The following is a 24435-nucleotide window of genomic DNA, read 5'->3' on the forward strand; positions in this document are numbered from 1 at the left end:
CGCAATGATACGTACGCTGAATAACTGCCCCGCTCCCGCCAAACTGAATCTTTTTTTGCACATCAATGGCAGGCGGTCGGATGGCTATCATTTATTGCAAACGGTATTTCAACTGCTCGACTACGGCGATCTGCTGGACTTCGAAACACGGGACGATGGCATCATCCGTCGGGTTTCCGATATTCCGGGCGTACCGGAAGAAAGCGATCTGATCGTGCGTGCGGCCAAGCTGTTACAAGCTGCCGCCGCTAAAAAAACTGGCCAGAAAACGCCTGGCGCCAACATCGCGATTAACAAAATATTGCCGATGGGCGGTGGCCTGGGCGGTGGCTCCTCCGATGCAGCGACTACATTGATGGCGCTAAATCACTTGTGGCATGCCAGCTTCACCCGTGCCGAGTTAATGAAGATCGGTTTGCTGTTAGGCGCGGACGTACCCTTTTTCATATTCGGTCAAAATGCATTTGCCGAAGGCGTGGGCGAGGCTTTACAACCGGTTGAAACCGCCGACTGCTGGTACATCGTGATCGAACCCGGGGTCGAAATTCCAACTTCATTAATTTTTTCGTCAGAAGAATTGACACGGGATACAAAATTAGTCAAAATAGCGGACTTTTCAGGGCATCAAGAGTGCTTCGGAAAGAATGATTTACAAATCGTAGCCGCCAAGCAGTTTCCAGCTGTTGCCGAAGCCATTAATTGGCTCCAGACATACGGAGATGCAAGGATGACCGGTTCCGGCGCATGTGTTTTTTGTGCCTTCGCACAAGAAAAACAAGCAGACGAGGTACTGAAGTTGGCACCCCGGCGCTGGAAAGTTTGGAAAGCAAGAGGAATTAGCTTCCATCCTTTAAAAGATTTGCTATAATGTGGACCCAAATTCGTTGGTCATGAAATCGAGCGCTGCACTTGCGTAGAGTCATGGCAAACAACAAGTTGCGTAGGGGAGTCGCCAAGTTGGTTAAGGCACTGGATTTTGATTCCAGCATTCGAAGGTTCGAGTCCTTCTTCCCCTGCCATTAAGTTCTGGTGTTATCCAGTGATAACACTCAAGCAGCACCCAAGCAGCAAAAGAAACCAGCGTACTACGTGGCATCAACATTCGCCGGTAGCAACGCGCAAAACACGACGATACAAAAAATAAGCCGCCAACGCAAGACTGTCTCAGTCGGGCATTGTCGGCTTTTCAACTTTCTAACGACTGTACTCAGGGATCTCCATGGCACTCGAAAACCTTATGGTTTTTACCGGCAACGCAAACCCGGAACTAGCTATTGGAGTCGCCAAGCAGCTCGGCATTCCGCTCGGCAAAGCTAACGTCACCAAGTTCTCCGATGGTGAAGTGGCAATTGAGATCAATGAGAATGTGCGCGGCAAAGACGTCTTTGTTCTGCAATCGACCTGCGCACCGACCAACGACAACCTGATGGAAATCATGTTGATGGTCGATGCACTGAAACGCGCTTCCGCCGGTCGCATTACGGCAGCAATCCCCTACTTTGGCTACGCCCGTCAGGATCGCCGTCCGCGCTCGGCGCGCGTTGCGATTTCGGCCAAAGTGGTTGCCAACATGTTGCAGGAAGCCGGCGTTGAACGTGTGTTGATTATGGATCTGCACGCAGACCAGATTCAGGGCTTCTTCGATATCCCGGTTGATAATATTTACGCATCGCCAATTTTGTTGGGCGATCTGGTCAGCAAGAACTATGAAGATCTGCTGGTTGTTTCCCCGGATGTAGGCGGCGTCGTTCGTGCCCGCGCTCTGGCGAAACGTCTAAACTGCGATCTGGCCATCATCGACAAACGCCGCCCAAAAGCGAACGTCTCGGAAGTCATGAATATCATCGGTGAAGTCGATGGCCGTAACTGCGTGATTATGGATGACATGGTGGATACCGCCGGCACTCTGACCAAAGCAGCTGAAGTATTGAAAGAACGTGGCGCGAAGAAAGTTGTGGCTTACTGTACGCACCCGGTTTTATCGGGCCCGGCACTTGAGCGCATTGCCAATTCGCCGCTGGACGAACTGGTTGTGATCGACACGATTCCCCTGTCCGCCGAAGCCAAGGCTTGCGGCAAAATCCGTCAGTTGTCATGCGCGGAATTGCTGGCTGAAACCTTCAAGCGTATTAGCAAGGGCGACTCGGTGATGTCGCTGTTTGCCGACTCTTAAGAATTTATAACCGCTGAATTTGGACTTTCCAATTCAGAGGCATACTTAAATCCCCTGGTCGCGGGGGATTTTTACCGCAAGACGAAAGTCCTGCAAACATTGGAGCTTCAAAAATGAAAGTTATCGCATTTGTACGCAAAGAGCAGGGGACCGGAGCGAGCCGCCGCCTGCGCATTGCTGGCCAAACACCAGGTATCGTGTACGGTGGTTCGGAAGCGCCGGTCAGCCTGTCGCTGGATCACAACGCGCTGTACCACGCGCTGAAAAAAGAAGCGTTCCACTCGTCGATCCTGGACCTGGAAATCGACGGTAAAGTACAAAAAGTTCTGTTGCGCGACTTCCAAGTCCACGCATACAAACAACTGGTACTGCACGCTGACTTCCAACGCGTAGACGCGAAACAAGCGATCCACGTAAAGGTGCCGCTGCACTTTGTCAACGCAGAAATTTCACCAGCAGTGAAACTGTCGGCCGGCATCATCAGCCACGTTATCACCGACCTGGAAATCTCATGCTTGCCAAGCGACCTGCCAGAGTTCGTTGAAGTTGATCTGACCGCTCTCGAAGTTGGCCACTCGATCCACTTGTCCGACCTGAAACTGCCTAACGGCGTGACAGTAGTCAGCCAGGAAAACCTGACGATCGCTACTGCAGCGATTCCAGCTGGTAAAGTTGAAGCAGAAGTACCTGCCGCGGCTGCCGCAGCTGCAGCAGCGCCAGCTGCTGACGCAGACAAGAAGTAATGTAATCAGCAGCCAGAACATATCCTGGCTCGAAAAACCCGCCCTTCGTGGCGGGTTTTTTATTGTTGGCCCTGCTCTTTTGCACACGGCGATAATCCCGGGACAATTCCGTTTCCTGCTCAAAGGTGGACGGGAAAGCGCAACATCCGCGATAATCTAGCCACTTCACAACAAGCTGCATCAAACATCTCTCGCCCTATTCGGAATCTCATGTCAATTCGCCTCATCGTCGGCCTCGGCAATCCCGGCCCGGAATACGAACAAACCCGTCATAACGCTGGCTTCTGGCTAGTCGACAATCTGGCGCAAGACCTTGGCTGCAGCCTGCAGCGCAAAGCCGACTTCAAGGCACTGATGGGCAAGACCAGAATCGGCGCGCAAGAAGTCTGGCTGCTGGAGCCGCAAACTTTCATGAACCGCTCCGGCCAGTCAGTCGGCGCACTAGCGCGCTTTTTCAAGATCGCTGCCGAAGAAGTGTTGGTGGTGCATGACGAACTCGATCTGCCACCAGGCATCGCCAAACTCAAAAAAGGCGGTTCGTCCGGCGGTCACAACGGCTTGAAAGACATTACCGCTGCACTCGGCACGCAAGACTACTGGCGCTTGCGAATAGGCATCGGCCACCCACGCACATTAAATTTGCCTCAGGTAGTCGCCGATTTTGTATTGCATCGTCCGCGCAAGGACGAACAGCCGCTGCTCGACGACGCCATCGCCGACAGCCTGAAAGTGATACCTCTGCTATGCGACGGCAAGTTTGCAGAAGCGACGATGCAGCTGCATACCGCTAAATAACATCCGGCAATGACCGTTAAAATCACTCCAATCCATTAAAAAATCTGTGCGCTTCAGGGAAGCGAATTTACCAAACCAGGTATGAGGTAATTTGCTTGCCCACTTCCCAAGCCGGTGACGTAATCATAGCCGCCCGCCGCCGCACACACATTGCCGCAAGTTCCGTTGCTACCGGTCGTCACGTCATGAAAGTCGGACGCGTACGCGCTGACGTTGTAGAGGGTGTTATAGGTTGCCCTAAGCGTTCCCTTTAATGTAGCCGCTCGCAGGGAATTGGCAATCGCAAAAAGGCCGGCCCACTGGGGAGCACCAGCGCTCGTGCCTCCAACTTGAAACCATCCGGACTGTCCGGAATAACTCACCGAATCGTAGACAGGAAAGCCGGTATTCGGATCACCGTTGTAAGCCACATCCGGAATGCCGCGTTTGCCGGCGTGATAAGGGATGGGCCAGCTAGCTTGCCCGCTTGTTTCAGCTTCATAGGCGCTAATGCCACCGCCACTTCCACTCCAGGCGGACTCCGAAACATAGCTGCCGTTCGCGTCCACCCTCAACGTAGTACCCCCGACACCAATGACATATTGCGACGCTGCGGGATACTCAACTCCGTTACCGCTGTCGCCGGAAGACGCGACGAATGTCACGCCACCCACATTAAAATGACTATCGTAAGCAGTCTCTCCGCTAAATTCGCTTCCGCCAAAACTCATCGAGACTACGCTTGCTCCATTTCTGACGGCAACATCAACTGCACTCATCAAATCGGTAAAACTGCTCGACTTCGCCTCGACCAGCAGTATCTTGGCGGCGGGAGCTATAGCATGCGCCCATTCCACGTCCAGCGAGATTTCAAGCGCCCAACCGGAATTGGTACGTGGCCTGTTGCCAGCGGCGAAAACCTTCTTAAAACATCCGTTTACAGTAGTGCAATCCGGCAATTTGAACGTGGCGTTGAACACCGCTAGGTCTGACTCGATATTCGGATGGTCATATGCATCCACTATGGCAACGGTTTGCCCCGCACCTTGATTGGCAACCGTATCAAATCCGTAGGCATGCCGAACTTGTGCTGGCGGTATTCCGTTGGGCGTCGCGTTAGTGACATTCGGTCTGATATGGAACGGTGGACGAGCATAACCTTGTGGTGGGCGCCCTCCCTCAACGACTATTTCGGGATCTCCATTAACAGCGGCTGCGCTGGACTGCGCAAGAACCGATGGAGTGAGCGTTAGCGCACTGAGTGCGATACCGATAATAGCGCCAGACTTTACCGTTTGCATGATTTCTCCCAATGCAATCCAGGTTGCGACGAGTAGCGGAAAACGAAATATGTTCGTCGAAAGCCGACGTCCCACCTAATTGCGCAATGCATGGGTGGATGTTTCTGATGAACATCTGAATCGACGCTCCGCCTGTTTGTAAATTATTGGCAACCTGTTTTGGATTGTAGAGGCCAATATCAAAAAGTAAAGATTAAAAACCATTACCATCGGAAATTTTCAAGCTAGCCTAAAACCCCCTTAACTGCCTTGACCACGTTCTCGACGGTAAAGCCAAAGTGCCTTTTGCAGTAGCGCTTCTGACAGGGTTACAATAGGCATCTTTTTTTGACAAAACCAATACAAAATCCAGCGAAATAGCTTCAAATTTCGCGTCTTGTCAAAATTTCCCCCTTTTCGGTCGCAGCTAGGTTGATTCCCGCACCAATGCCACAGAAAAAATGCTAAGTAATTGATTTAGAAAGAAATATATGAGTCTCAAGTGCGGCATCGTCGGCCTACCCAACGTCGGCAAATCCACCCTCTTCAATGCGCTGACCAAAGCAGGCATTCCGGCGGAAAACTATCCCTTCTGCACCATCGAGCCGAACGTCGGTATGGTCGAAGTGCCGGACCAGCGCCTGAAATCGCTGGCCGAGATCGTCAAGCCGGAGCGCATTCTGCCGGCCACGGTTGAGTTTGTCGACATCGCGGGCCTGGTAGCCGGCGCATCCAAAGGGGAAGGCCTGGGCAACCAATTCCTGGCCCACATCCGCGAAACGGATGCCATCGTCAACGTGGTGCGCTGCTTTGAAGATGACAACGTGATCCACGTTGCCGGCAAAGTCAGCCCGTTGGACGACATCGAAGTCATCCAGACCGAGCTGGCGCTGGCCGACATGGGCACGGTCGAGAAAGCGATCCATCGCGAAAACAAAAAAGCGCGCTCCGGCGACAAGGATGCGGTCAAACTGGTCGCGGTACTGGAACGTTTGATGCCGGAACTGGACCAGGCCAAGCCGGTGCGCGCATGCGGCCTTGATGCCGAAGAAATGGCATTGATCAAACCGCTCTGCCTGATTACCGCCAAACCGGCAATGTATGTCGCCAACGTTTCAGACAGCGGCTTCACCAACAATCCATTGCTGGACCAATTGACTGCATACGCAGCAGCGCAAAATGCGCCTATCGTTGCCATCTGCGCCTCGATTGAGTCCGAAATCGCCGACCTGGACGAAGCGGACAAACACGAATTCCTGGCCGACATGGGCATGGAGGAGCCAGGCCTGGATCGCTTGATCCGCGCCGCCTTCAAGCTGCTCGGTCTGCAAACCTACTTCACTGCCGGCGTTAAGGAAGTGCGTGCTTGGACCATCCATGTCGGCGATACCGGCCCGCAAGCTGCCGGCGTCATCCACACCGACTTCGAACGCGGCTTCATCCGTGCCCAGACCATTGCCTACGAAGATTTCATCACCTACAAAGGCGAAACCGGTGCCAAGGAAGCGGGCAAGATGCGCGCGGAAGGTAAAGAATACGTGGTCAAGGATGGCGACGTTTTGAACTTCTTGTTCAATGTATAAGAATTAAGCCATTGAGGTGCCGACCCTGTTGTAATCAGGTCGACACGAAGGCTGTCACTCAAAGCAAGCCCCGCATTTCAAGCGCGTAGCCATCGCGCCTGGATTGCGGGGCTGCTTGCTTAAGATGTGCGCGGCCCGGCCACAAGGAAACAAATTAACCGCCCACAGTCCGAAAACGCGGCTCCGGCAAACCCGCCACTTCTACTCGCATCGCAAACACGCCACCGGATTGCGGATACTCCCGCAACTCTGCGTCAGGGCGCCCGGCGCTTGCGCTGGTAACGTACAAGGTGCGCAAATCGTCGCCGCCAAACGCGCACATGGTCGGGCACCGCGCCGGCAACGGATAGGTCTCGACAACTTCACCGGCCGGTGAAATCCGTACGATCCGGCCGCCTTCGTATAAGGCGCTCCAGTAGTAGCCCTGACTATCGATGGCGGCACCGTCCGGGCGACCGCGATCGTCTGCCGTCGGCGTGAAGCGCGCCCAGACTTCCTTGCTGCCGAGCGCGCCGCTAGCAGCATCGTAGGAATGCCGATAGATGACAAAATTCGGCGTATCCGAGTGATAAATCCAGCGCTGATCGGGGCTGAAGGCCAGGCCGTTCGATGTGAGTAAGCCGCCATCCATAGCGGCCAGCCCGCGCTCATCAAAACGATACAGATGCGCATTGCTGCCAGCCTTGGGTTCATCCAGCGTGCCGGCCCAGAACCGGCCCTGGCTATCGCAACGTCCGTCGTTGAAGCGGCTATGCGCCTGATCTTCAGGATTATCGGCCAGCTTGCTGACTTGTTCTCCGGCGGCGTTCAACAGCCAGATTCCCGACCGCATGCCGGCCACAAAACCGCCATCGTCAGTGAACGAAAAACAACCGATGTGCTCGGCCACCGGTAACGTTTGATGCTCACCGCTGCCGGGGCTAAAGAAATGGATGGCCGGCGCCAGGATGTCGACCCAGTACAGGCGCTGGCGAATATCATCCCAACGCGGGCACTCGCCCAGTTTTGCGGGTGTTTCGATGATGCATGCAAACTTGTTCATTAATTTCAGCTCCCTCTATCTCTCAGGCCTTTGCTTGCGGCGACATGCGTTTCAACCACTTCCATCCCTTGACACCACTTTGCTGCCCGCTTTGCAGAGGCACCAGCGATTTTACTTTTTTGACTCAGCCGTGTGGGAGGTTTTTAGAAGTAATCTGAAACCTGTACGCCAATCACGGGCGTGCGCACTGGCGCGCGCCGACAAAACCGGGCGATAATCGCGTTCAAGCTAGGCATCATGCGAGCCGCACAACCTATCCCCAGCAATCACCGATGAAAGCCACAGCGCATGCCGACCATCACCTCACTGACTATTTATCCGATCAAATCCTGCGCGGGCATCGCATTGCAGGAGGCCACGCTGACGCCAGCCGGCATACGACATCAGCAAGCTAACGACCGCGAATGGATGGTGGTGGATAGCGCCGGACGATTTTTAACGCAGCGCGAGTATCCGCAGATGGCATTGATCGCACCTAGTCTGTGCCCAGATGGAATGCGCCTGACTGCACCTGGAATGCCAGCACTGGATATCCCGTTCAATGCACCGACATCAACCACGCTCGCTGTCGTCGTCTGGGACGCCAGCCTCACAGCGCTGGACAGCAACGACACTATCGCGCATTGGTTTTCTGCAATGATCGGCATCCCTTGCCGACTGGTACGCTTCGATCCGGCCAGCAAGCGCCTGGCAAGCAAAAAATGGACTGGGGAACGGGAGGCGCCGACCCTGTTTTCCGACGGCTTTCCGATGCTGCTGACATCGCAGGCATCGCTGAATGATTTAAATCAGAAATTGCAAGCGCAAGGACGCGACGCGCTGCCTATGAATCGCTTCCGACCCAACATCGTGATCGATGGCGTAGAGGCATTTGAAGAAGATTTTGCCGAGACCTTCAGCACCGGCAAAGTGCGGTTGCAACCGGTAAAACCCTGCCCGCGCTGTCCAATGCCATCCATCGACCAGGCCACCGGCAAGTTCGGTCCCGACCCGATGGACATCCTGCAAACTTATCGCGCCAATCCCAAAGTCGATGGCGGCATTACGTTTGGGATGAACATCATCCTGCTGGAAGGCGATGGAGAAGTATTGCGGGTCGGGCAGGAAATTGAGGTGGAACTGGCGTTCTGAATCTATTGTATATCGGGCTTCCAGGGAAGCCTTAAGAAGCCTTGATCTCAGCCTGCAAGCGCTCATACTTGGCCTGCAACTGCTCTTTGCTTTCATGCCAGGCAGGATCCAGCGGAATACAACTCACCGGACAAACCTGCTGACATTGCGGTTCATTGAAATGCCCGACACACTCGGTACATTTATGCGGGTCGATTTCGTAAATCAGCGGCCCCATATAAATTGCACCGTTCGGGCACTCGGGCTCGCATACGTCGCAATTAATACAATCGTCAGTGATAAGTAATGCCATGGGACTGCTCTTTTAATTCACAAAGCGTGGGTGTATCGCCCTAGCGTCCTGTCGGACCTGGGGGAATAGTTATACTTTACCTGGCGGAACCGCCGCCTGCACGGTCAGTTTTTCCTTCAGCCACTTTTCAACGGAAGGGAACACGAATTTGGACACATCGCCGCCCAGTGTTGCAATCTCGCGCACGATAGTGCCCGAAATAAACTGATACTGATCCGATGGCGTCAGGAACAAGGTTTCCACATCCGGCAGCAAATAGCGATTCATCCCAGCCATCTGAAACTCGAATTCGAAATCCGATACCGCGCGCAATCCCCGCACAATCACGTTGGCATCATGCTGACGCACAAAATCCTTGAGCAAGCCGGAGAAGCTCTCCACCTGCACATTGGGATAATGTCCCAGCACTTCATTCGCAATCGACAAGCGTTCTTCCAGCGAAAAAAACGGCTTTTTGCTTTTGCTATCGGCAACGCCGACCACCAACTTGTCAAATAATCCCGATGCCCGTCGCACCAAATCTTCGTGCCCGCGCGTCAGTGGATCGAATGTTCCTGGATATACAGCTGTGACCATCTTGTTTCCCCCCTCAAGTGCCCCAATCAGACCGCGCATTATGCCTGAATATTGCGCAAGTCAAGTAGTCTGAACAGGACTGACTACTAGCTTTGTTGTCGTTGCAACACATGATAGAACACCATTCCGGCCTTGTCAGCCCGCACCACTTGCCACCCGGCCATCCAGTCCGGCAATGCCAACTCACTCGTCTCAATCAGTGCAAATTCCGACTCAACGTAGATCAGACCATGATCGGTCAGCAAGCGTTCACATAGCGGTAATGTTTTAGCCAGCCAGCCCTGATGATACGGCGGATCGAGAAAAATCAGGTTGAAGCGCGCATTTTCGGCGCCGTCGTCACTAGCGGCCGATGCTTTCCCTGCCATCGACTGCAATACGCTTGAGGCATCGCCACGCTGAATCCGGACCTGGCTGGCGTCCAGCTTGGCTTTGGTCGCCTCCAGTTGACGCACCGCGGGCGTATTGTGTTCAATCATCATGACTTGCGCCGCACCGCGACTGGCCGCTTCAAAACCAAGCGCGCCGGTACCGGCGAACAAATCGAGGCAGCGGACCTCGGACCAGCGCCCGTCGAGCAAGTGCGTCAACCAGTTAAACACCGTTTCGCGCACCCGATCCGGGGTTGGCCGCAATCCTTCACTGTCGATCACGGCCAGCGGCGTACGCTTCCATAGCCCGCCGATGATACGTACCTGACGCGCTTGCACTGGCCGCGGGCGATGGACTGGGGCTGGTTTTTTAGTTTGCTTCATTTGTTCTTCACTGGTTAGACTGAAGGAACCTGACAGGCTCCGTCTTGAATTTGATCGGCATAGCTCTGATAGAATGCCGGGGATTGTACCTTGCGATTAATTCCTGCGCGGCACGCCGTTGCGGGCACCGCACCGCCCCTATTTGAACGCCTTTCCGACCAGGCCATTGATGTTTAGTTTCTTCAAGAAAAAACCCAAAGTTGACCCAGCACCATTGCCGGAATTGCAACCTGAAGCGCCGCCTGCACTGCAGGAACCGGCACAGGCGGCCATCCCCGCCACGCCAGTCCATAAGACTGCGGACGCCGGCAACCTCACAGAAACCCCGGCAGTCGAGCCAAAACGCTCGTGGCTGGACCGCCTGACCGGCAAAGCTGAGCCACAGACCGAACCGCAAGTATCTGAAAAAATACAGCCGCTCGCCCCCGCTGCGCCAATTCCAGCCAAAAATACTGCGCCGACAGTCGCGCCAGCCGCCATTGCCCCGATCGCGCCTGCACCGATCGAACAGCCGCCGCAAGAGGTCGACATTGAAGACGCAGAGTACGAGGAAGAAATATTTGTCCCGACTCCGGTCGCCGCCGAGCAAAAACGCTCATGGCTGACGCGTCTGAAAACCGGTTTATCGAAAACCTCCTCAAACCTGACCACGCTATTCATCGGCGCCAAAATCGACGATGACCTGTATGAAGAACTGGAATCCGCGCTGCTGGTCTCGGATGCAGGTGTCGAAGCGACCCAATTCTTGCTGAAGGCACTGAAAAAGAAGGTCAAGGATGAACGCCTGACCGAAGCGCAACAGGTCAAGGCAGCCCTGCGTTTCCTGTTGATTGAATTGCTGAGGCCGCTGCAAAAGCCTATGGCAATCGGCAAACATCAGCCGCTGGTCATGATGATAACGGGCGTCAATGGCGCCGGCAAAACCACCACCATCGGCAAACTCGCCATGCATTTGCAGGCGCACGACCAATCGGTATTGCTGGCTGCCGGCGACACCTTCCGTGCCGCAGCCCGCGAGCAACTGACGATCTGGGGCGAGCGCAATAATGTCAGCGTCATCGCCCAGGAATCCGGCGATCCGGCCGCCGTGGCTTTCGACGCGGTACATTCAGCGCGCGCGCGTGGCACCAACGTCGTCATGATCGACACCGCCGGTCGTTTACCGACCCAGTTGCACCTGATGGATGAGCTGAAAAAAATCAAGCGCGTGATCACCAAAGGCATGGCCTCGGCACCGCATGAAATCCTGCTGGTGCTGGATGGGAATACCGGTCAGAACGCGCTGACGCAAGTCAAAGCCTTCGACGATGCGCTCGGCCTGACCGGCCTGGTGATCACCAAACTGGACGGCACCGCCAAAGGCGGCGTACTGGCGGCAATCGCCAGCACCCGCCCGATCCCGGTGTACTTCATAGGCGTAGGCGAACAGATCGAAGATTTACAGCCGTTTGATGCGGCTGAATTTGTTGATGCTTTGTTGAGCTAACCTTTGCATTTCATTAAGCATCTCATTCCCCAATGATTGAATTCAGCCAGGTCTCCAAACAATATGAACGCGGCATTTTTGCGTTGCGCGATATCACGCTAACGGTCAACAAAGGCGACCTGATTTTCCTGGCCGGTCCATCCGGTGCAGGCAAGTCGACGCTGCTAAAAATGATCGGCGCGATCGAGCGCCCGAGCAGCGGCACGCTCACCGTCAGCGGTCAGAACATCGGCAAGCTGAAGACCTCGGGCGTGCCTTATCTGCGACGCAATCTTGGCCTGATTTTTCAGGAGCAACGGCTGCTGCCGGATCGCACGGTATTGGCTAACGTGATGCTGCCGCTACTGGTCACCGGTGCGACCCGTGTCGACGCCGAAAAGCGTGCGCGCGCCGCGCTCGACAAAGTTGCTCTGGCCGATAAAGCATCGTCAAATCCGCAGACGCTGTCCGGCGGCGAGCAACAGCGCGTGGCGATTGCCCGCGCCATCGTCAACCGGCCGCAGATCATTCTGGCCGACGAACCCACCGCCAACCTCGACCGCGACAATGCAGACCGTGTCTTGAATGCGCTGAAGTCGTTTCACGCCGCTGGCGTGACTTGCCTGATTTCGACCCATGACGAACAATTTCTGGATAGCGCCAACCATGTGATCTTTCTCGATCAGGGGCAGATCGTCGATCATTGGCAAAATTCGGCAGCGCGAGGCGGCAAATGAAAACCTGGCTACGACAGCATCTCTCAGCGATCGCAGATGCCTTCGCCCATGTATGCAAAGCACCCGGCAGCTTTGCCATGAATGTGCTGGTGGTGGCGATTGCATTGGCGTTGCCATTTGCCGGTCTGACCCTACTCGAAAACGTGCGCCCGGTATCGGAGCAGTTGGCGGTGCAGCCGGAAATCAGTTTGTTCACCGCGATCGACACGCCGCGCGAAAAAGCCACGGCGCTAGCGACACCTATCCGCGCGATCCTGCGCGACCACGACAAGAACGCCAAGATCAGTTTCGTCCCGCGCGAGCAGGCACTGGATGACCTCAAGGGCAAAACCGGCCTGGTTGACGCGCTGACTACGCTTGGCCGGAACCCGCTGCCGGACGCCTATGTGTTGAAGCTATCCGGCTTCGAGAATTTGGCCGATGCCAATCAGATTGACGGCATTGCCGCGCAATTGAAAGCGCTGCCAGGCGTCGAGGCCGTACAAGTCGATTCGGACTGGGTCAAACGACTGGCAGCCTTGCTGCATATCACGCGCCTGATATTGCTGTTCCTGGCGATCACACTGGCCGTGGTGGTGGTTGCGGTAGTGTTCAACACCGTCCGCTTGCAAGTCCTCACCCAACGCGAAGAAATCGCCGTCGCCAAACTGGTCGGCGCTACCAACGCCTTCATACACCGACCGTTTTATTACACCGGTGCGCTACTCGGTTTGAGCGCCGGCGGCGTCGCACTCGGCTGTGTCGCGCTCGGGCTGCAGCCGCTGAACCAGGCGATTGCTGAATTTGCGCGTCTGTATGCATCCGAATTTTTGCTGCTGCCGCTGAACCTGAACACCACTCTGACGCTACTGGCTATCAGCGCTGCATTGGGACTCTGCGGTGCAGTCCTGTCGGTACGGCGTCATTTAGCCCGGTTAGCGTAGACAACCGTGTTCCATCACCCCGCCGAATTCGTTACCTTCAAGACCAGCCCGCATTTGCCGGGCGTGGAATTGTATTCGGCCAACATTGTTGATCATACGTTTGCGCCGCACGTGCATGACGCCTATTCGCTGGGGGCGATCGAAGCCGGCGCGCAGCGCTTTCGTTACAAGGGCAGCAATCACGTGGCAGCAGCCGGAACATTGGTGCTGCTTAACCCCGACGAATTACACGATGGTCATGCCGAGATCGCCAGCGGCTGGACTTATCAGACGCTGTACATCGATCGGCCGGTGTTAGCCGAGATGACTGGCAGCGCGACGTTTTTTTCTGACGCCACCGCACATGATCCGGCCTTGGCGGCCCATTTTAAGACGCTGTTTAAGCGCATGTGGCAAGCCCCGGACGATCTGGCCTTTGTCTCGGACTTCACACTATTGGTCGATACCGTCACGCGGCGTTACGGCAGCAATCCGCGCTCCGCTCCCATCATTCCGGAGCGCCACCCGCAGCGCTCACTAGCGATGCAACGGGTACGCGATTGCATCGAGGCCCATCTCGACCAAACCCTGCATATCGACACGCTGGCGGCAGAAGCCGGGATGTCGATATTCCATTTTGTGCGGACTTTTTCAGCGCAGTTTCATGCGACGCCGCATCAATACCTGCAAGCACGCCGCGCTGCGCGTGCCAAGACCTTGCTGACGCAGCGAGCGACGCCGTGTGATGCGGCTGCTGCGGTCGGACTCACCGACCAAAGCCATCTGACGCGCTGGTTCAAGCGTGCGTATGGCGTCACGCCGGCGCAGTATCAACAGCAAATTGGTACAAGACCACTGTCCTGAAAACCGGCATGATGGCGTTATATTTCCTGATAACAACGTCGGCATCAGCCCGCGTCGGTCGACCATCCACCTCCTATTGTTGAAAATGCTGCCAACATCTACCAAACACCGCATGCCCAACCTTCATCCGGCCGCAGCATGCTGATCGGCATGCTGTGCGCCCTGGGCGCAGGACTGGTCTGGGGCATGGTGTTCATTGCGCCGTTACTGCTATACGACTATCCCGGCATCGTGCTGTCGTTCGGCCGTTATCTGGCGTTTGGTCTGATTGCCATCGTCCCTGCGCTCATCGACCGCAAGCGCATGGCGACACTGACCCGGGCCGATTGGCGCGCCGCGTTGAAGCTCTCGCTGGTTGGCAATTTGCTTTACTACGCGGCATTGGCGACGGCGATCCAATTGGCGGACGCGCCATTGCCGACCATGATCATCGGCACGCTGCCGGTGGTGATTTCAGTTTGCTCCAATTGGTCGCCCACGCACGGTGCCGACAGTGTCGCCTGGCGCCTGCTGCTACCGTCCCTCATCATCATTTTGATAGGCTTGCTGTGCGTCAACAGTGCCGAACTGACCCACATGAAACTTGCCGGAGCAAACCAGCGCTCCCTATCCGACTATGTGCTGGGTTGTGCGATTGCGATTGCCAGCGTGGCCGCCTGGACCTGGTATCCGATTGTCAATTCACGCTATCTGAAAGCCCATCCGCAGATCAGTTCAACCACGTGGGCCTCTGCGCAGGGCTTGACCACCTTGCCGCTAGCGCTGATCGGGTTCATCGGTTATTTCGTCTATCTGAAATTATCCGGCAGCGCGTATGCGTTTCCGTTCGGGCCGCGCCCCTCCCTGTTTATCGGCCTGATGTTGCTGATCGGCTTATGCGCTTCATGGCTTGGGACGCTGTTCTGGAATAAGGCCAGTCAGCATTTGCCAACTGCGCTGCTGGCGCAACTGATTGTTTTCGAAACCTTGGCGGCGTTGCTATATGCGTTCATACTGCGCGGCGCGGCGCCGAGTTTGCTGGTAATTACGGGAATCGTGCTGTTAGGTATAGGCGTGATTTTGGGTGTCCGTACCTTTCAGCATCAGATACCATAGCGACTGCTTCCATTTTTGCAGCCATCTGCCCCTATCGTGTTGAATATCGCTCTTAAACGTCGGTTGGCATTTTCCAGCCGTGCCATGCTGCTTTGCGCTGGTGCTGGACTCCTGTTGGCTGCCTGCTCACCCAAATTCAATTGGCGCCAGGTGCAGGGCAGCGATGCCCCGTACAGCGTACTGCTGCCGGCGAAACCGTCCACGTTCACGCGCGAGGTTGATCTGGATGGGATCAAGCTCAGCATGACCATGACCGCAACCGAAGTTGATGACACCGTATTTGCTGTCGGTAGCGCCAAAGTAGTTGATCCCGCTCAAGCCGCCGCCGCGCTGCAAGCGATGAAAACGGCTCTGGTGAAGAACATCAATGGCAGCGTCACGTCCGAGAAGGCCAGCGCCATTGCAGGCGGCCCGCAAGGCAACGCCAACAGCATTGATCTGGAAGCGATCGGCAGCGCCGCTAACAGCAGTCAACCAAAAGTGCTTTTCGCGCATTTACAGAGCAAAGAACAATACATTTACCAAGTCATCGTGATCGGCCCGCAAAAAACCGTGACGCCCGAAAATGTAGAGATGTTCATGCGTTCGTTCAAGGCCGGCTAAGGTGTCGCTATACTTGCTGCACGGAGTCGGCGCGCCGAGTCAATAAAACGCTCAACAACACTGTTTTTCTGGGGCCATATTGATATACCCTAGCGACACTGTAACGAGCAGTGACATTAGTGGCGATGGCACCGACAAACAGGTATCCTATGATGTGTGTGTTTTATCAACAACAATATATGCTGAGGCTTTATGTTAATTACTTTTAAATGCAAATCGTCACCCGACGTTGTCATGTTCGAACAACACGTTCAACCGATTTTCGAATTGCTGGACAAAGATGTCAAAATCGGGGTCATCACCGCCGCCGAAACTGCTCACGCAATACAATTATTACAAGGTGAAATAGCCAAGACCACAGCACATGAAAAATCAGCCGAAGTCGAACGCGATGTAGTTGCCCATCACAACGAAAACGGCGACGACCACGGCCACGAGGTCATCGAGCACGTGGCATATGCTGCGCGCACGCGCCCATTGCTGGCCATGTTAATGGCAGCCAACCAGGCTGGCGACGACGTTCTTTGGGGTATTTAAGGAACATCTGGTTGTCGTCGAGCGACCTTTCAACAACCGCCCTCTTGCCAGTCGACGCAGCGGCGGCTGTTGAAAAACCTGCATCAATATGCAATTTTTAAGCAATCTCTTGCGTTTACCCATCCCGAACCGACATTCCCCGCCAGATTTATTTTTAGGCTCGGTAAAGTAGCACGGCAACGCCAACAACAGCATCACAAAGCCGCACCGCGACATCACCCCCCCAGCCCCGAGCCGACCGAACCGATTACTTTGGCGGAATTCCTCAGTCTCTGCCCGCAGCCGCCACGCATGCCGTTACAATCACGTCTTTACATTGGATGCGGTAACGGAAGCCCATGTTGACGAGCTACTTTGGCATTTCCAGTTTTGGCCTGTTTTGTCTGACCGTCCTGCTATTGAATGCCACTCCCGGCCCGGACACCGCTTATATCGTCGGCCGTAGCGTCGCCCAAGGCCGCACCGCCGGCTTGATGTCGGCGTTAGGCATCACCGCCGGCTGCCTGGTGCATGGCACACTCTCCGCATGCGGTCTGACGGCTTTGCTGGCAGCCTCTGCTTCCGCTTTTTTGGTGATCAAGTTGGCAGGTGGCGCTTATCTGATTTACCTTGGCCTGCGCATGCTACTGACGAAACCGGAGCATGCGCAGGCCAAGCGTAGTAACGCCGGCGATGTGCGACCGCAGCGCACGATTTTCCTGCAGGCGCTCGTGACGAATGTGCTCAATCCCAAGGTCATTCTGTTCTTCCTGTCATTCTTTCCGTTGTTCGTAAAGCATGATTCCCCGCACAAAATACTTGCCTTTCTCATGCTGGGTATCGTGTTTGCGTTGATGTCGCTGTGCTGGAACAGCGGTACCGCATTGCTCGCGGGCACGCTGACACGCCACGCCGGCAACAATCCTCAGATTAAACAATGGCTGGAACGCACTGTGGGAGCGGCTTTTATCGCGCTCGGTGTGAAACTGGCCCTCACTAAAAGTTAACGTAAGACATGGAAAAAAATAAAATCCGCGTTGTAAAAAAAGCCAGCGTGCAATCAGCGTCAAAGCCGGCTTCCAAGGCGCCGCAGTCAAGGCCTGACTTGAAACACCGGCTGAATTTTTCCAACCTGAAAAACGACTCGCTGGCCTATGCTCTGTTAGGTGCAGGTCAGGCAATAGCAATGGTACGCGACGGCGCCTCCTTGCCACAGGCGCTAGCGCAAGTGTTTGCGCAAGCGGCGGCGCCGGCAGCGACCCGTGGCGCCATCCAGGATATCGCCTATCGGACCATGCGCGGCGTCGGCCAGGCCGAAGTACTGTTAGCCGCGTTGACTAGCAAAGCCCCGGAACCGGCGTTGTTGCACGGCTTGTTGTGTTGCGCACTGTGTTTGCTGGCGGAGCTTGATAACCCGGCGTATGACCACTTCACCGTAGTCGATCAGGCCGTCACCGCAACCGGGTCCGACGCCAGCATCGCGCATGCAAAAGGCATGGTCAATGCAGTCCTGCGCCGCTTCTTGCGCGAACGCGAGGCACTCAGTGCCGACGCCAGCAAAAATCCGCTGGCTGCTTGGAATTACCCGGTGTGGTGGATAGACCAGATGAAAGCGGCTTACCCGCAAGACTGGCAGGCAATTCTGGTTATAGGCAATCAACCGCCGCCGCTGACTCTGCGTGTCAATCAACGCAAAACCAGCGTGGCAAACTATCTGCAACTGCTGTCGACAAATGGGATCATGGCACGTCAGATCGGCAACGTTGCGGTGCGTCTTGACAAACCCCTACCGGTCAACCAGATCCCGGGCTTTGAAGATGGTTTGGCCTCGGTGCAGGATGCAGCCGCGCAATTGGCCGCGCCGTTGCTTGATCTGCAAGATGGCATGCGGGTACTGGACGCCTGCGCCGCACCTGGCGGAAAAACCTGTCATTTGCTGGAACTGGCCGATATCGCGCTCACCGCGCTCGACCAGGATGCCAAGCGCTTGCAGCGGATCGCGCAAAATCTGCAGCGCCTGCAGTTGCAAGCCAACTTGCAAGTTGGCGATGCGCGCGTAGGTGCCGTAGCTGACGGCTGGTGGGATGGCCAGCAATTCGACCGCATTCTGGCCGATGTCCCTTGTACGGCCTCCGGCATCGTCCGACGCCACCCGGATATTCGCTGGCTACGACGCCAGACCGATACCGCTCAACTTGCAACACTTTCGGCAGATATTCTGGACAACCTTTGGCAGATGCTGCGGCTAGATGGTAAATTGCTACTCGTAACGTGCTCTCTATGGCCGCAAGAGTCGGAGGCACAGGCACTAGCTTTCGCTACCCGTAATCAGGCTGTCAGATTATCGGCACCAGGCCAATTAATACCGACACTGGGCGCGGAGCATGATCATGACGGTCTGTTTTACGCACTGTTTCAGAAAGCCTGATTTTTGCAGCTCACTTAAATAACAAACTTATAAGTCCGACTTGTGTGCAGAAAAAATCATTACAATCCACTCACACCTTTTTAACCGGACTTTGATCCGCCCCAAGAATAGTGACGCGACCATTGCCCCATTTTATTAAGTACTGGCTGCTGACGCTTTTGTTGCTGGCGGTATCACTAGGAACCGTCTCTGCCTACGCAACCGACGGCGCCGAAATGATTAATGCGCGCATCGAGACCAGCGATGAAGGTTACCGGCTCTCTGCCGCATTTTCATTCGACCTGAACCGCGGACTGGAAGACGCAATCAATCGTGGGGTCCCGTTATATTTCACCACCGAAGTCGAATTGACGCGACCACGCTGGTACTGGTTTGATGAAAAAGCCATCAACGCCACGCAAACCATCCGCATTTCGTACAACGTCCTGACCCGTCGATATCACGCAGCAATCAACGGCGGCCTGCAGCAAAGTTTTAACTCTCTCGACGATGCGCTGTCGCTGATCCGTCGCCCCAGCCGCTGGGTGATCGCCGACAAGGGCGCATTGCAAGCCGGCGAAGTCTACAAAGTGGCAATACGCATGGGACTCGACCTGGCGCAACTACCCAAGCCGTTCCAGGTGAATGCGCTAAACAATAGCGACTGGCGTCTTTCGTCCGACTGGAAGACCTTCAACTACAAGGCGGAGTAAAGTGCCACGTGTAATACGTTATTTGCTGATCGTTGGTGGCGCGGTTGTCAGCATTCTTCTCTTTCTCCTGGCCTCGGCGTCAGAAAACTCGATTTTTTTCGATAAGTATTATTCCTGGTTGTTCGGCCTGAATGCACTGGTTGCGATAGCGCTGTTAGGCCTGGTGTGCCTGTTGCTGGGGAGACTCTACAGTCGTTATAAACGCGGCAAGTTCGGCTCCCGACTGATGGCGAAACTGGTGCTGCTATTTGCACTGATCGGGATTTTGCCTGGCGTTATTATTTATTTGGTATCGGTGCAATTTGTATCGCGTTCGATTGAGTCATGGTTTGACGTGCGCGTTGAGGCGGCACTGGAATCCGGCCTGAATCTGGGTCGCGCGGCGTTGAACTCATCATTGGCCGACCTGATGACCAAATCCAAAAGCATTGCATTGGAATTATCTGAAGAGTCGAGTTCTGGACAAGTTTCGCAGCTGACCAGACTGCGGGATCAAAATATCGAAGCATCGATCATCACAGCCAACGGCCAGGTGATTGCATCAGTCGGTGGTCGCCTCGGCACACTATCGCCGAATCTGCCAACCGCGACCATGCTGCGACAAGCGCGACAGAGCCGTGGCTTTTCGGCAATCGAAAGCGAACTCGATAATCGTGACGACACCGGCGCAACCAAACAGACCGATTTGTCTGCCACAGTGGCAAATGACGCGAATAATAATTTACGGCTCCACACGGTCGTAGAGATTCCACCGCCAATCAAGGCGTTGTCACTGCAGAACGAAGCCCGCTTCCTGCAAATCCTGCAACCGGTCCCAAGTTATCTCGCCACCAATGCCGAAGCGCTCCGTGCTGCTTCCAGTGAATATCAGGAACGCTCGCTGGCACGCTCAGGTCTGCGCAAAATTTACCTGGTGACACTGACCCTGACACTGCTGCTGGCGATTTTCGGCGCCATCATCAGCGCATTCCTGATCGCCAGCGATCTTGCCAAGCCGCTGTTGTTGTTGGCCGAAGGCACTAAAGCAGTAGCCGAGGGGAATCTATCGCCGCGTCCGATCATTGCCACCTCCGATGAACTCGGCACCCTGACCCAATCGTTCAACATGATGACGCGTCAATTATCCGATGCGCGTGCGTCAGTGGAGAAGAATCGCAACGAGCTGGAAAATGCCAAGGCGTATCTGGAGTCGGTATTGGCAAATATGTCCGCAGGCGTGATGGTGCTGGATGACAACTTCCACCTGGTCACCAGCAATCAGTCGGTGCAGCGCATTTTGCAATACGACCTGACACCGCATATCGGTCAACCGCTCAACATCATTGACGGCTTAGCCCATTTTGCAGAAATCATCACCAAGGCCTTCTCAGAACAAAATGCCCAGTTTGCGGCAGGCAAAATAGGCGAAAGCCGCCAGCACTGGCAACAGCAGATTGAGATCCCCCGCAGAATCGATAACATCGATAGCGATGATATTTCGCTACTGGCGCGCGGTTCGCGCCTGCCTGTCGAAAATCGTGACGGCTACGTGGTGGTGTTCGATGACATTTCGGACGTCATCTCGGCGCAACGCTCAATTGCCTGGGGGGAAGTCGCACGTCGTTTGGCACATGAAATCAAGAATCCGCTGACACCGATCCAACTGTCTGCAGAACGGCTTCAGATGAAGCTGGAAGATAAGCTGATGACGCAGGATGCCGCGATCCTCAAGAAAAGCACTTCCACCATCGTCAATCAGGTCGCCGCCATGAAACGGATGGTGGATGATTTCCGCGATTACGCCAAGACCCCGCCTGCGGTATTAAGCGCACTGGATCTCAATGTTCTGATAGCTGAAATTCTGCATCTGTATGTGGCCGGTGATGAGCGCGACATGATTCATGCGGCGCTGGCTCCTGAGTTGCCGCACATCATGGGCGACGCCACACAATTGCGTCAGGTGATCCACAATTTATTGCAGAATGCACAGGATGCCGTCACCGATCCGGCTGCGGAGGTGACGGCACCGCGTATCGATGTAGTGACTGAACGCGTCAGCTATCAGGGCTCGGACGGCCAGCCAAGCACCGCGGTGCGTTTATCCATCACCGATAATGGCCCAGGTTTCTCGTCCAAAATTCTGTCACGCGCCTTTGAGCCTTATATCACATCGAAACCACGCGGCACCGGTTTGGGTCTGCCTATGGTGAAAAAAATCATTGACGAACATGGTGGCCGCATCGACTTGCACAACCGTAGCGATACAAAGGGCGCAAAAATATTAATTTTGCTGTTAAAGTTAGCCCCGAGTAGGTACGCAGATAATGACCGACAAATTATTTGAGTAAAATTAAGACGCCAAGATGCACAGGACGAACGCCAAGCGGGACGTCGCTGATATAGCATGTAAGCTCTGACTTAGAAAATTAAACGCAAAGCACAGAAATAGTGCTGCAGCCGCATAAACATGAACTGCATGGCCAGTCCATAATTTTATGATTTGATGCAATAGAAAATGGGAAGACTACCGCATGGCTAATATCCTGGTCGTTGACGACGAAATGGGAATTCGAGAATTGCTATCGGAGATTTTGGGAGATGAGGGGCATGTTGTAGCGACTGCAGAAAACGCGCAACAGGCACGCGAATTTCGTCAAAACGGCGTACCGGATCTGGTGTTGCTCGACATTTGGATGCCCGACACCGACGGCGTAACGCTGCTCAAGGAATGGCAGCGTGATGGCTTGCTGACGATGCCCGTCATCATGATGTCGGGTCACGCCACTATCGATACTGCGGTAGAAGCAACCCGCATCGGCGCTCTCAACTTTCTCGAAAAACCGATTGCGTTACAGAAACTATTAAAGGCGGTTCAGCAAGGCTTGTCACAAGGACCCAAAGCGGCCCGGGCACCTACACTGTTCGCACAGGCTGCGACATCGGGCGAAGTTCCCGAGCTGGCAAGTATCAGCAATTTCGCTAGCACCGTGACCTCCGAAGCGCCGCACTTGACGCCTTTGCCAGTCGCCGCGCTGGCCTCGGACAACCTGTTTTCATCGTCGTTCGGCCTGCCGCTGCGCGAGGCCCGCGATGCGTTTGAACGGGCCTACTTTGAGTACCATTTAATTCGTGAAAGCGGCAGCATGACCCGCGTAGCGGAAAAAACCGGTCTGGAGCGCACTCACCTGTATCGCAAGCTCAAGCAACTGGGTGTTGATCCCGGCAAGCTGTCGAAAAAAGGCGGATGACTCTCCTCGACTCAACTACTTTAGTAAGCCTGGTAACAGGCGTTAGCGCCCACGCTCGCGAAGCAGCCATCTGGTCAGCCATTGAGACCGACGCTAAGTCAGCCCGGTTTGCCAACACCTTTACCGGGGTGATTCTGGAAGGGCTGCCCGATGGCAAATCGAGCCCCGACCCGGCAAATCCCAGTCTGCAAATCAAGCGCATCGCTCCAGGTTGCTTTTGTTGCATCGGCAATCTGACTTTGCGGGTCACATTGAACCGTCTGCTGCGCAGTCACCCATCCCGGCTGTATATCAGTATCGCGGATACCACACACCTCGATAAAATCCACGAATTTCTCACTCAGTCTCCCTACGACGAGTGGCTGACCTTAAGCGATGACATTACCGTTTAGATAATTTTCTCTCAATGAGAAAACGCAAGTTACACATTCTCACAGTATTTTGGCGCAGATCTACGCAACTTCCCCTCCTGGAAGCGCTCTAATTGCTGTTCGTCATTAAATCGCCGAAATTGCATCGATAGCAGTTGACTATTACCGTTATTTGATAAATTCGATTAGCACTCTATAATAGGGAGTGCTAAGATACCCGATCAAATCAGTCTGGTTTAAGGCCCGTTGGTCGTAAATTCCGTCTGATAGCTAGGAGAAACAATGAAAAATCCGTCAGTACAAACTGCGTTAGTTCCAGCCGAAACAGGTGCTTTGGCGCTGGGCTTTTCCGGCACCCTGGGCAACATTGACGCGTATATTTCGGCTGTCAATCGACTGCCGATGCTGACGCACGACGAAGAAATTTCGCTGGCGCAAAAACTGCGCGAAAACAACGATCTGGCTGCCGCTCAAAAACTGGTGCTGTCGCATCTGCGCCTGGTCGTCTCGATTGCACGTGGCTATTTGGGCTACGGCTTGCCGCACGCCGATCTGATCCAGGAAGGCAATATCGGTTTGATGAAAGCGATTAAGCGCTTCGATCCCGATCAAGGCGTGCGTCTGGTGTCGTATGCGATGCACTGGATCAAAGCAGAAATGCATGAATACATTTTGAAGAACTGGCGCCTGGTCAAAGTAGCCACGACCAAAGCGCAGCGCAAACTGTTCTTCAATCTGCGTAGCCACAAAATCGGATTGGATGCGATGACGCCATCGCAAGTTGACGACTTGGCCAAAACACTGAATGTAAAACGCGAAGAAGTGATCGAGATGGAAACCCGTCTGACCGGTCGTGATATCGCCCTGGAGGCGCCAACCGACGATGATGACGATAAATTCGCACCGATCGCCTACCTGTCATCTGACATGCAGGAGCCAACCAAAGTGCTTGAAGCACAGCAATACGACCGCATGCAATCGGAAGGTCTTGAGTCTGCTTTGGCAAAACTGGATGATCGCTCACGCCGTATTGTTGAAGCGCGCTGGTTGGCGAACGATGATGGTTCTGGTGCTACCTTGCATGAACTGGCGGATGAGTTCGGCGTATCGGCCGAACGTATTCGGCAGATCGAAGCAGTTGCCCTGAAGAAAATGAAAGGTTCGCTGGTGGCTTATTCTTAACAGG

General features: G+C 54.8%; 25 protein-coding genes and 1 tRNA gene. 21 read left to right on the plus strand and 5 right to left on the minus strand.

All coding sequences use genetic code 11. From position 1 onward, the window contains the following. The first annotated feature begins 4 nt into the window (after positions 1-4). The 5 genes from ispE (at position 5) to pth (ending at position 3711) form a co-directional block, all read left to right on the plus strand. Complete coding sequence (ispE, locus tag AC3CHX_RS24600) at positions 5-868, plus strand: 4-(cytidine 5'-diphospho)-2-C-methyl-D-erythritol kinase (RefSeq protein WP_488630587.1); 864 nt, start codon at positions 5-7, stop codon at positions 866-868. Positions 869-942: 74 nt separating this feature from the next. Beyond that, positions 943-1019: transfer RNA gene (locus AC3CHX_RS24605), tRNA-Gln, on the plus strand. 200 nt (positions 1020-1219) lie between these two features. Further along, positions 1220-2173, plus strand: coding sequence for a ribose-phosphate pyrophosphokinase (locus AC3CHX_RS24610; RefSeq protein ID WP_488630588.1), 954 nt, complete (start codon positions 1220-1222; stop codon positions 2171-2173). 113 nt (positions 2174-2286) lie between these two features. Next, positions 2287-2916, plus strand: coding sequence for a 50S ribosomal protein L25/general stress protein Ctc (locus AC3CHX_RS24615; RefSeq protein ID WP_488630589.1), 630 nt, complete (start codon positions 2287-2289; stop codon positions 2914-2916). 210 nt (positions 2917-3126) lie between these two features. Beyond that, on the plus strand, positions 3127-3711 hold the full coding sequence (gene pth / locus AC3CHX_RS24620; protein ID WP_488630590.1) for an aminoacyl-tRNA hydrolase: 585 nt from the start codon (positions 3127-3129) through the stop codon (positions 3709-3711). Positions 3712-3764: 53 nt separating this feature from the next. Here the strand turns inward: pth and AC3CHX_RS24625 are convergent, their stop codons facing one another. Further along, positions 3765-4991: a S53 family peptidase gene (locus AC3CHX_RS24625; protein WP_488630591.1), complete on the minus strand. Its 1227-nt coding sequence runs from the start codon at positions 4989-4991 to the stop codon at positions 3765-3767. A 470-nt stretch (positions 4992-5461) separates the two neighbouring features. On the opposite strand from AC3CHX_RS24625, the gene ychF reads away from it, so the two are divergent. After that, positions 5462-6553, plus strand: a complete 1092-nt coding sequence (gene ychF, locus AC3CHX_RS24630; protein WP_488630592.1) for a redox-regulated ATPase YchF — start codon at positions 5462-5464, stop codon at positions 6551-6553. Between the two features lie 154 nt (positions 6554-6707). Here the strand turns inward: ychF and AC3CHX_RS24635 are convergent, their stop codons facing one another. Next, on the minus strand, positions 6708-7595 hold the full coding sequence (locus AC3CHX_RS24635; RefSeq protein WP_488630593.1) for an SMP-30/gluconolactonase/LRE family protein: 888 nt from the start codon (positions 7593-7595) through the stop codon (positions 6708-6710). Between the two features lie 288 nt (positions 7596-7883). On the opposite strand from AC3CHX_RS24635, the gene AC3CHX_RS24640 reads away from it, so the two are divergent. Next, the gene (locus AC3CHX_RS24640; protein WP_488630594.1) at positions 7884-8726 is read left to right on the plus strand and encodes an MOSC domain-containing protein; all 843 of its coding nucleotides are present in this window, start codon (positions 7884-7886) and stop codon (positions 8724-8726) included. A gap of 31 nt (positions 8727-8757) precedes the next feature. Here the strand turns inward: AC3CHX_RS24640 and AC3CHX_RS24645 are convergent, their stop codons facing one another. The 3 genes from AC3CHX_RS24645 to rsmD all read right to left on the minus strand — a co-directional run bounded on the left by AC3CHX_RS24645 (position 8758) and on the right by rsmD (position 10349). Next, positions 8758-9018 carry a YfhL family 4Fe-4S dicluster ferredoxin gene (locus AC3CHX_RS24645; protein ID WP_488630595.1) on the minus strand — a complete coding sequence of 87 codons (261 nt, stop codon included), beginning with the start codon at positions 9016-9018 and terminating at the stop codon, positions 8758-8760. A gap of 69 nt (positions 9019-9087) precedes the next feature. Continuing rightward, on the minus strand, positions 9088-9594 hold the full coding sequence (gene coaD / locus AC3CHX_RS24650; RefSeq protein WP_488630596.1) for a pantetheine-phosphate adenylyltransferase: 507 nt from the start codon (positions 9592-9594) through the stop codon (positions 9088-9090). 86 nt (positions 9595-9680) lie between these two features. Then, complete coding sequence (rsmD, locus tag AC3CHX_RS24655) at positions 9681-10349, minus strand: 16S rRNA (guanine(966)-N(2))-methyltransferase RsmD (RefSeq protein ID WP_488630597.1); 669 nt, start codon at positions 10347-10349, stop codon at positions 9681-9683. A 169-nt stretch (positions 10350-10518) separates the two neighbouring features. On the opposite strand from rsmD, the gene ftsY reads away from it, so the two are divergent. The 14 genes from ftsY (at position 10519) to rpoH (ending at position 24431) form a co-directional block, all read left to right on the plus strand. Next, the gene (ftsY, locus tag AC3CHX_RS24660) at positions 10519-11835 is read left to right on the plus strand and encodes a signal recognition particle-docking protein FtsY (protein WP_488630598.1); all 1317 of its coding nucleotides are present in this window, start codon (positions 10519-10521) and stop codon (positions 11833-11835) included. 32 nt (positions 11836-11867) lie between these two features. After that, a complete protein-coding gene (locus AC3CHX_RS24665; protein ID WP_488630599.1) occupies positions 11868-12551 on the plus strand; it encodes a cell division ATP-binding protein FtsE in 684 nt (227 codons plus the stop codon). After that, entirely contained in the window at positions 12548-13474 is a 927-nt protein-coding gene (gene ftsX, locus AC3CHX_RS24670) for a permease-like cell division protein FtsX (protein ID WP_488630600.1), read from the plus strand. Before AC3CHX_RS24665 ends, ftsX begins: the two co-directional genes overlap by 4 nt. Positions 13475-13480: 6 nt before the next feature. Continuing rightward, entirely contained in the window at positions 13481-14317 is an 837-nt protein-coding gene (locus AC3CHX_RS24675; protein WP_488630601.1) for an AraC family transcriptional regulator, read from the plus strand. A gap of 138 nt (positions 14318-14455) precedes the next feature. Continuing rightward, the gene (locus tag AC3CHX_RS24680) at positions 14456-15412 is read left to right on the plus strand and encodes a DMT family transporter (protein ID WP_488630602.1); all 957 of its coding nucleotides are present in this window, start codon (positions 14456-14458) and stop codon (positions 15410-15412) included. A 114-nt stretch (positions 15413-15526) separates the two neighbouring features. After that, positions 15527-16015: a hypothetical protein gene (locus AC3CHX_RS24685; RefSeq protein ID WP_488630603.1), complete on the plus strand. Its 489-nt coding sequence runs from the start codon at positions 15527-15529 to the stop codon at positions 16013-16015. A 192-nt stretch (positions 16016-16207) separates the two neighbouring features. After that, entirely contained in the window at positions 16208-16552 is a 345-nt protein-coding gene (locus AC3CHX_RS24690; RefSeq protein WP_488630604.1) for a DUF1840 domain-containing protein, read from the plus strand. A 338-nt stretch (positions 16553-16890) separates the two neighbouring features. Then, a complete protein-coding gene (locus tag AC3CHX_RS24695) occupies positions 16891-17538 on the plus strand; it encodes a LysE family translocator (protein ID WP_488630605.1) in 648 nt (215 codons plus the stop codon). An 8-nt stretch (positions 17539-17546) separates the two neighbouring features. Next, the gene (gene rsmB, locus AC3CHX_RS24700) at positions 17547-18959 is read left to right on the plus strand and encodes a 16S rRNA (cytosine(967)-C(5))-methyltransferase RsmB (RefSeq protein WP_488630606.1); all 1413 of its coding nucleotides are present in this window, start codon (positions 17547-17549) and stop codon (positions 18957-18959) included. Between the two features lie 122 nt (positions 18960-19081). After that, the gene (locus tag AC3CHX_RS24705; protein WP_488630607.1) at positions 19082-19651 is read left to right on the plus strand and encodes a DUF4390 domain-containing protein; all 570 of its coding nucleotides are present in this window, start codon (positions 19082-19084) and stop codon (positions 19649-19651) included. A gap of 1 nt (position 19652) precedes the next feature. Then, positions 19653-21974, plus strand: coding sequence for a sensor histidine kinase (locus AC3CHX_RS24710; protein ID WP_488630608.1), 2322 nt, complete (start codon positions 19653-19655; stop codon positions 21972-21974). A 187-nt stretch (positions 21975-22161) separates the two neighbouring features. Continuing rightward, positions 22162-22878, plus strand: a complete 717-nt coding sequence (locus AC3CHX_RS24715; protein WP_488630609.1) for a response regulator — start codon at positions 22162-22164, stop codon at positions 22876-22878. Next, entirely contained in the window at positions 22875-23270 is a 396-nt protein-coding gene (locus AC3CHX_RS24720; protein WP_488630610.1) for a GTPase, read from the plus strand. The genes AC3CHX_RS24715 and AC3CHX_RS24720 overlap by 4 nt, the downstream gene beginning before the upstream one ends. A 261-nt stretch (positions 23271-23531) precedes the next feature. Then, positions 23532-24431 carry an RNA polymerase sigma factor RpoH gene (gene rpoH / locus AC3CHX_RS24725; protein WP_488630611.1) on the plus strand — a complete coding sequence of 300 codons (900 nt, stop codon included), beginning with the start codon at positions 23532-23534 and terminating at the stop codon, positions 24429-24431. The last annotated feature ends 4 nt before the right edge of the window (positions 24432-24435 follow it).

It is taken from the genome of Glaciimonas sp. OK215 (genome assembly GCF_057787885.1).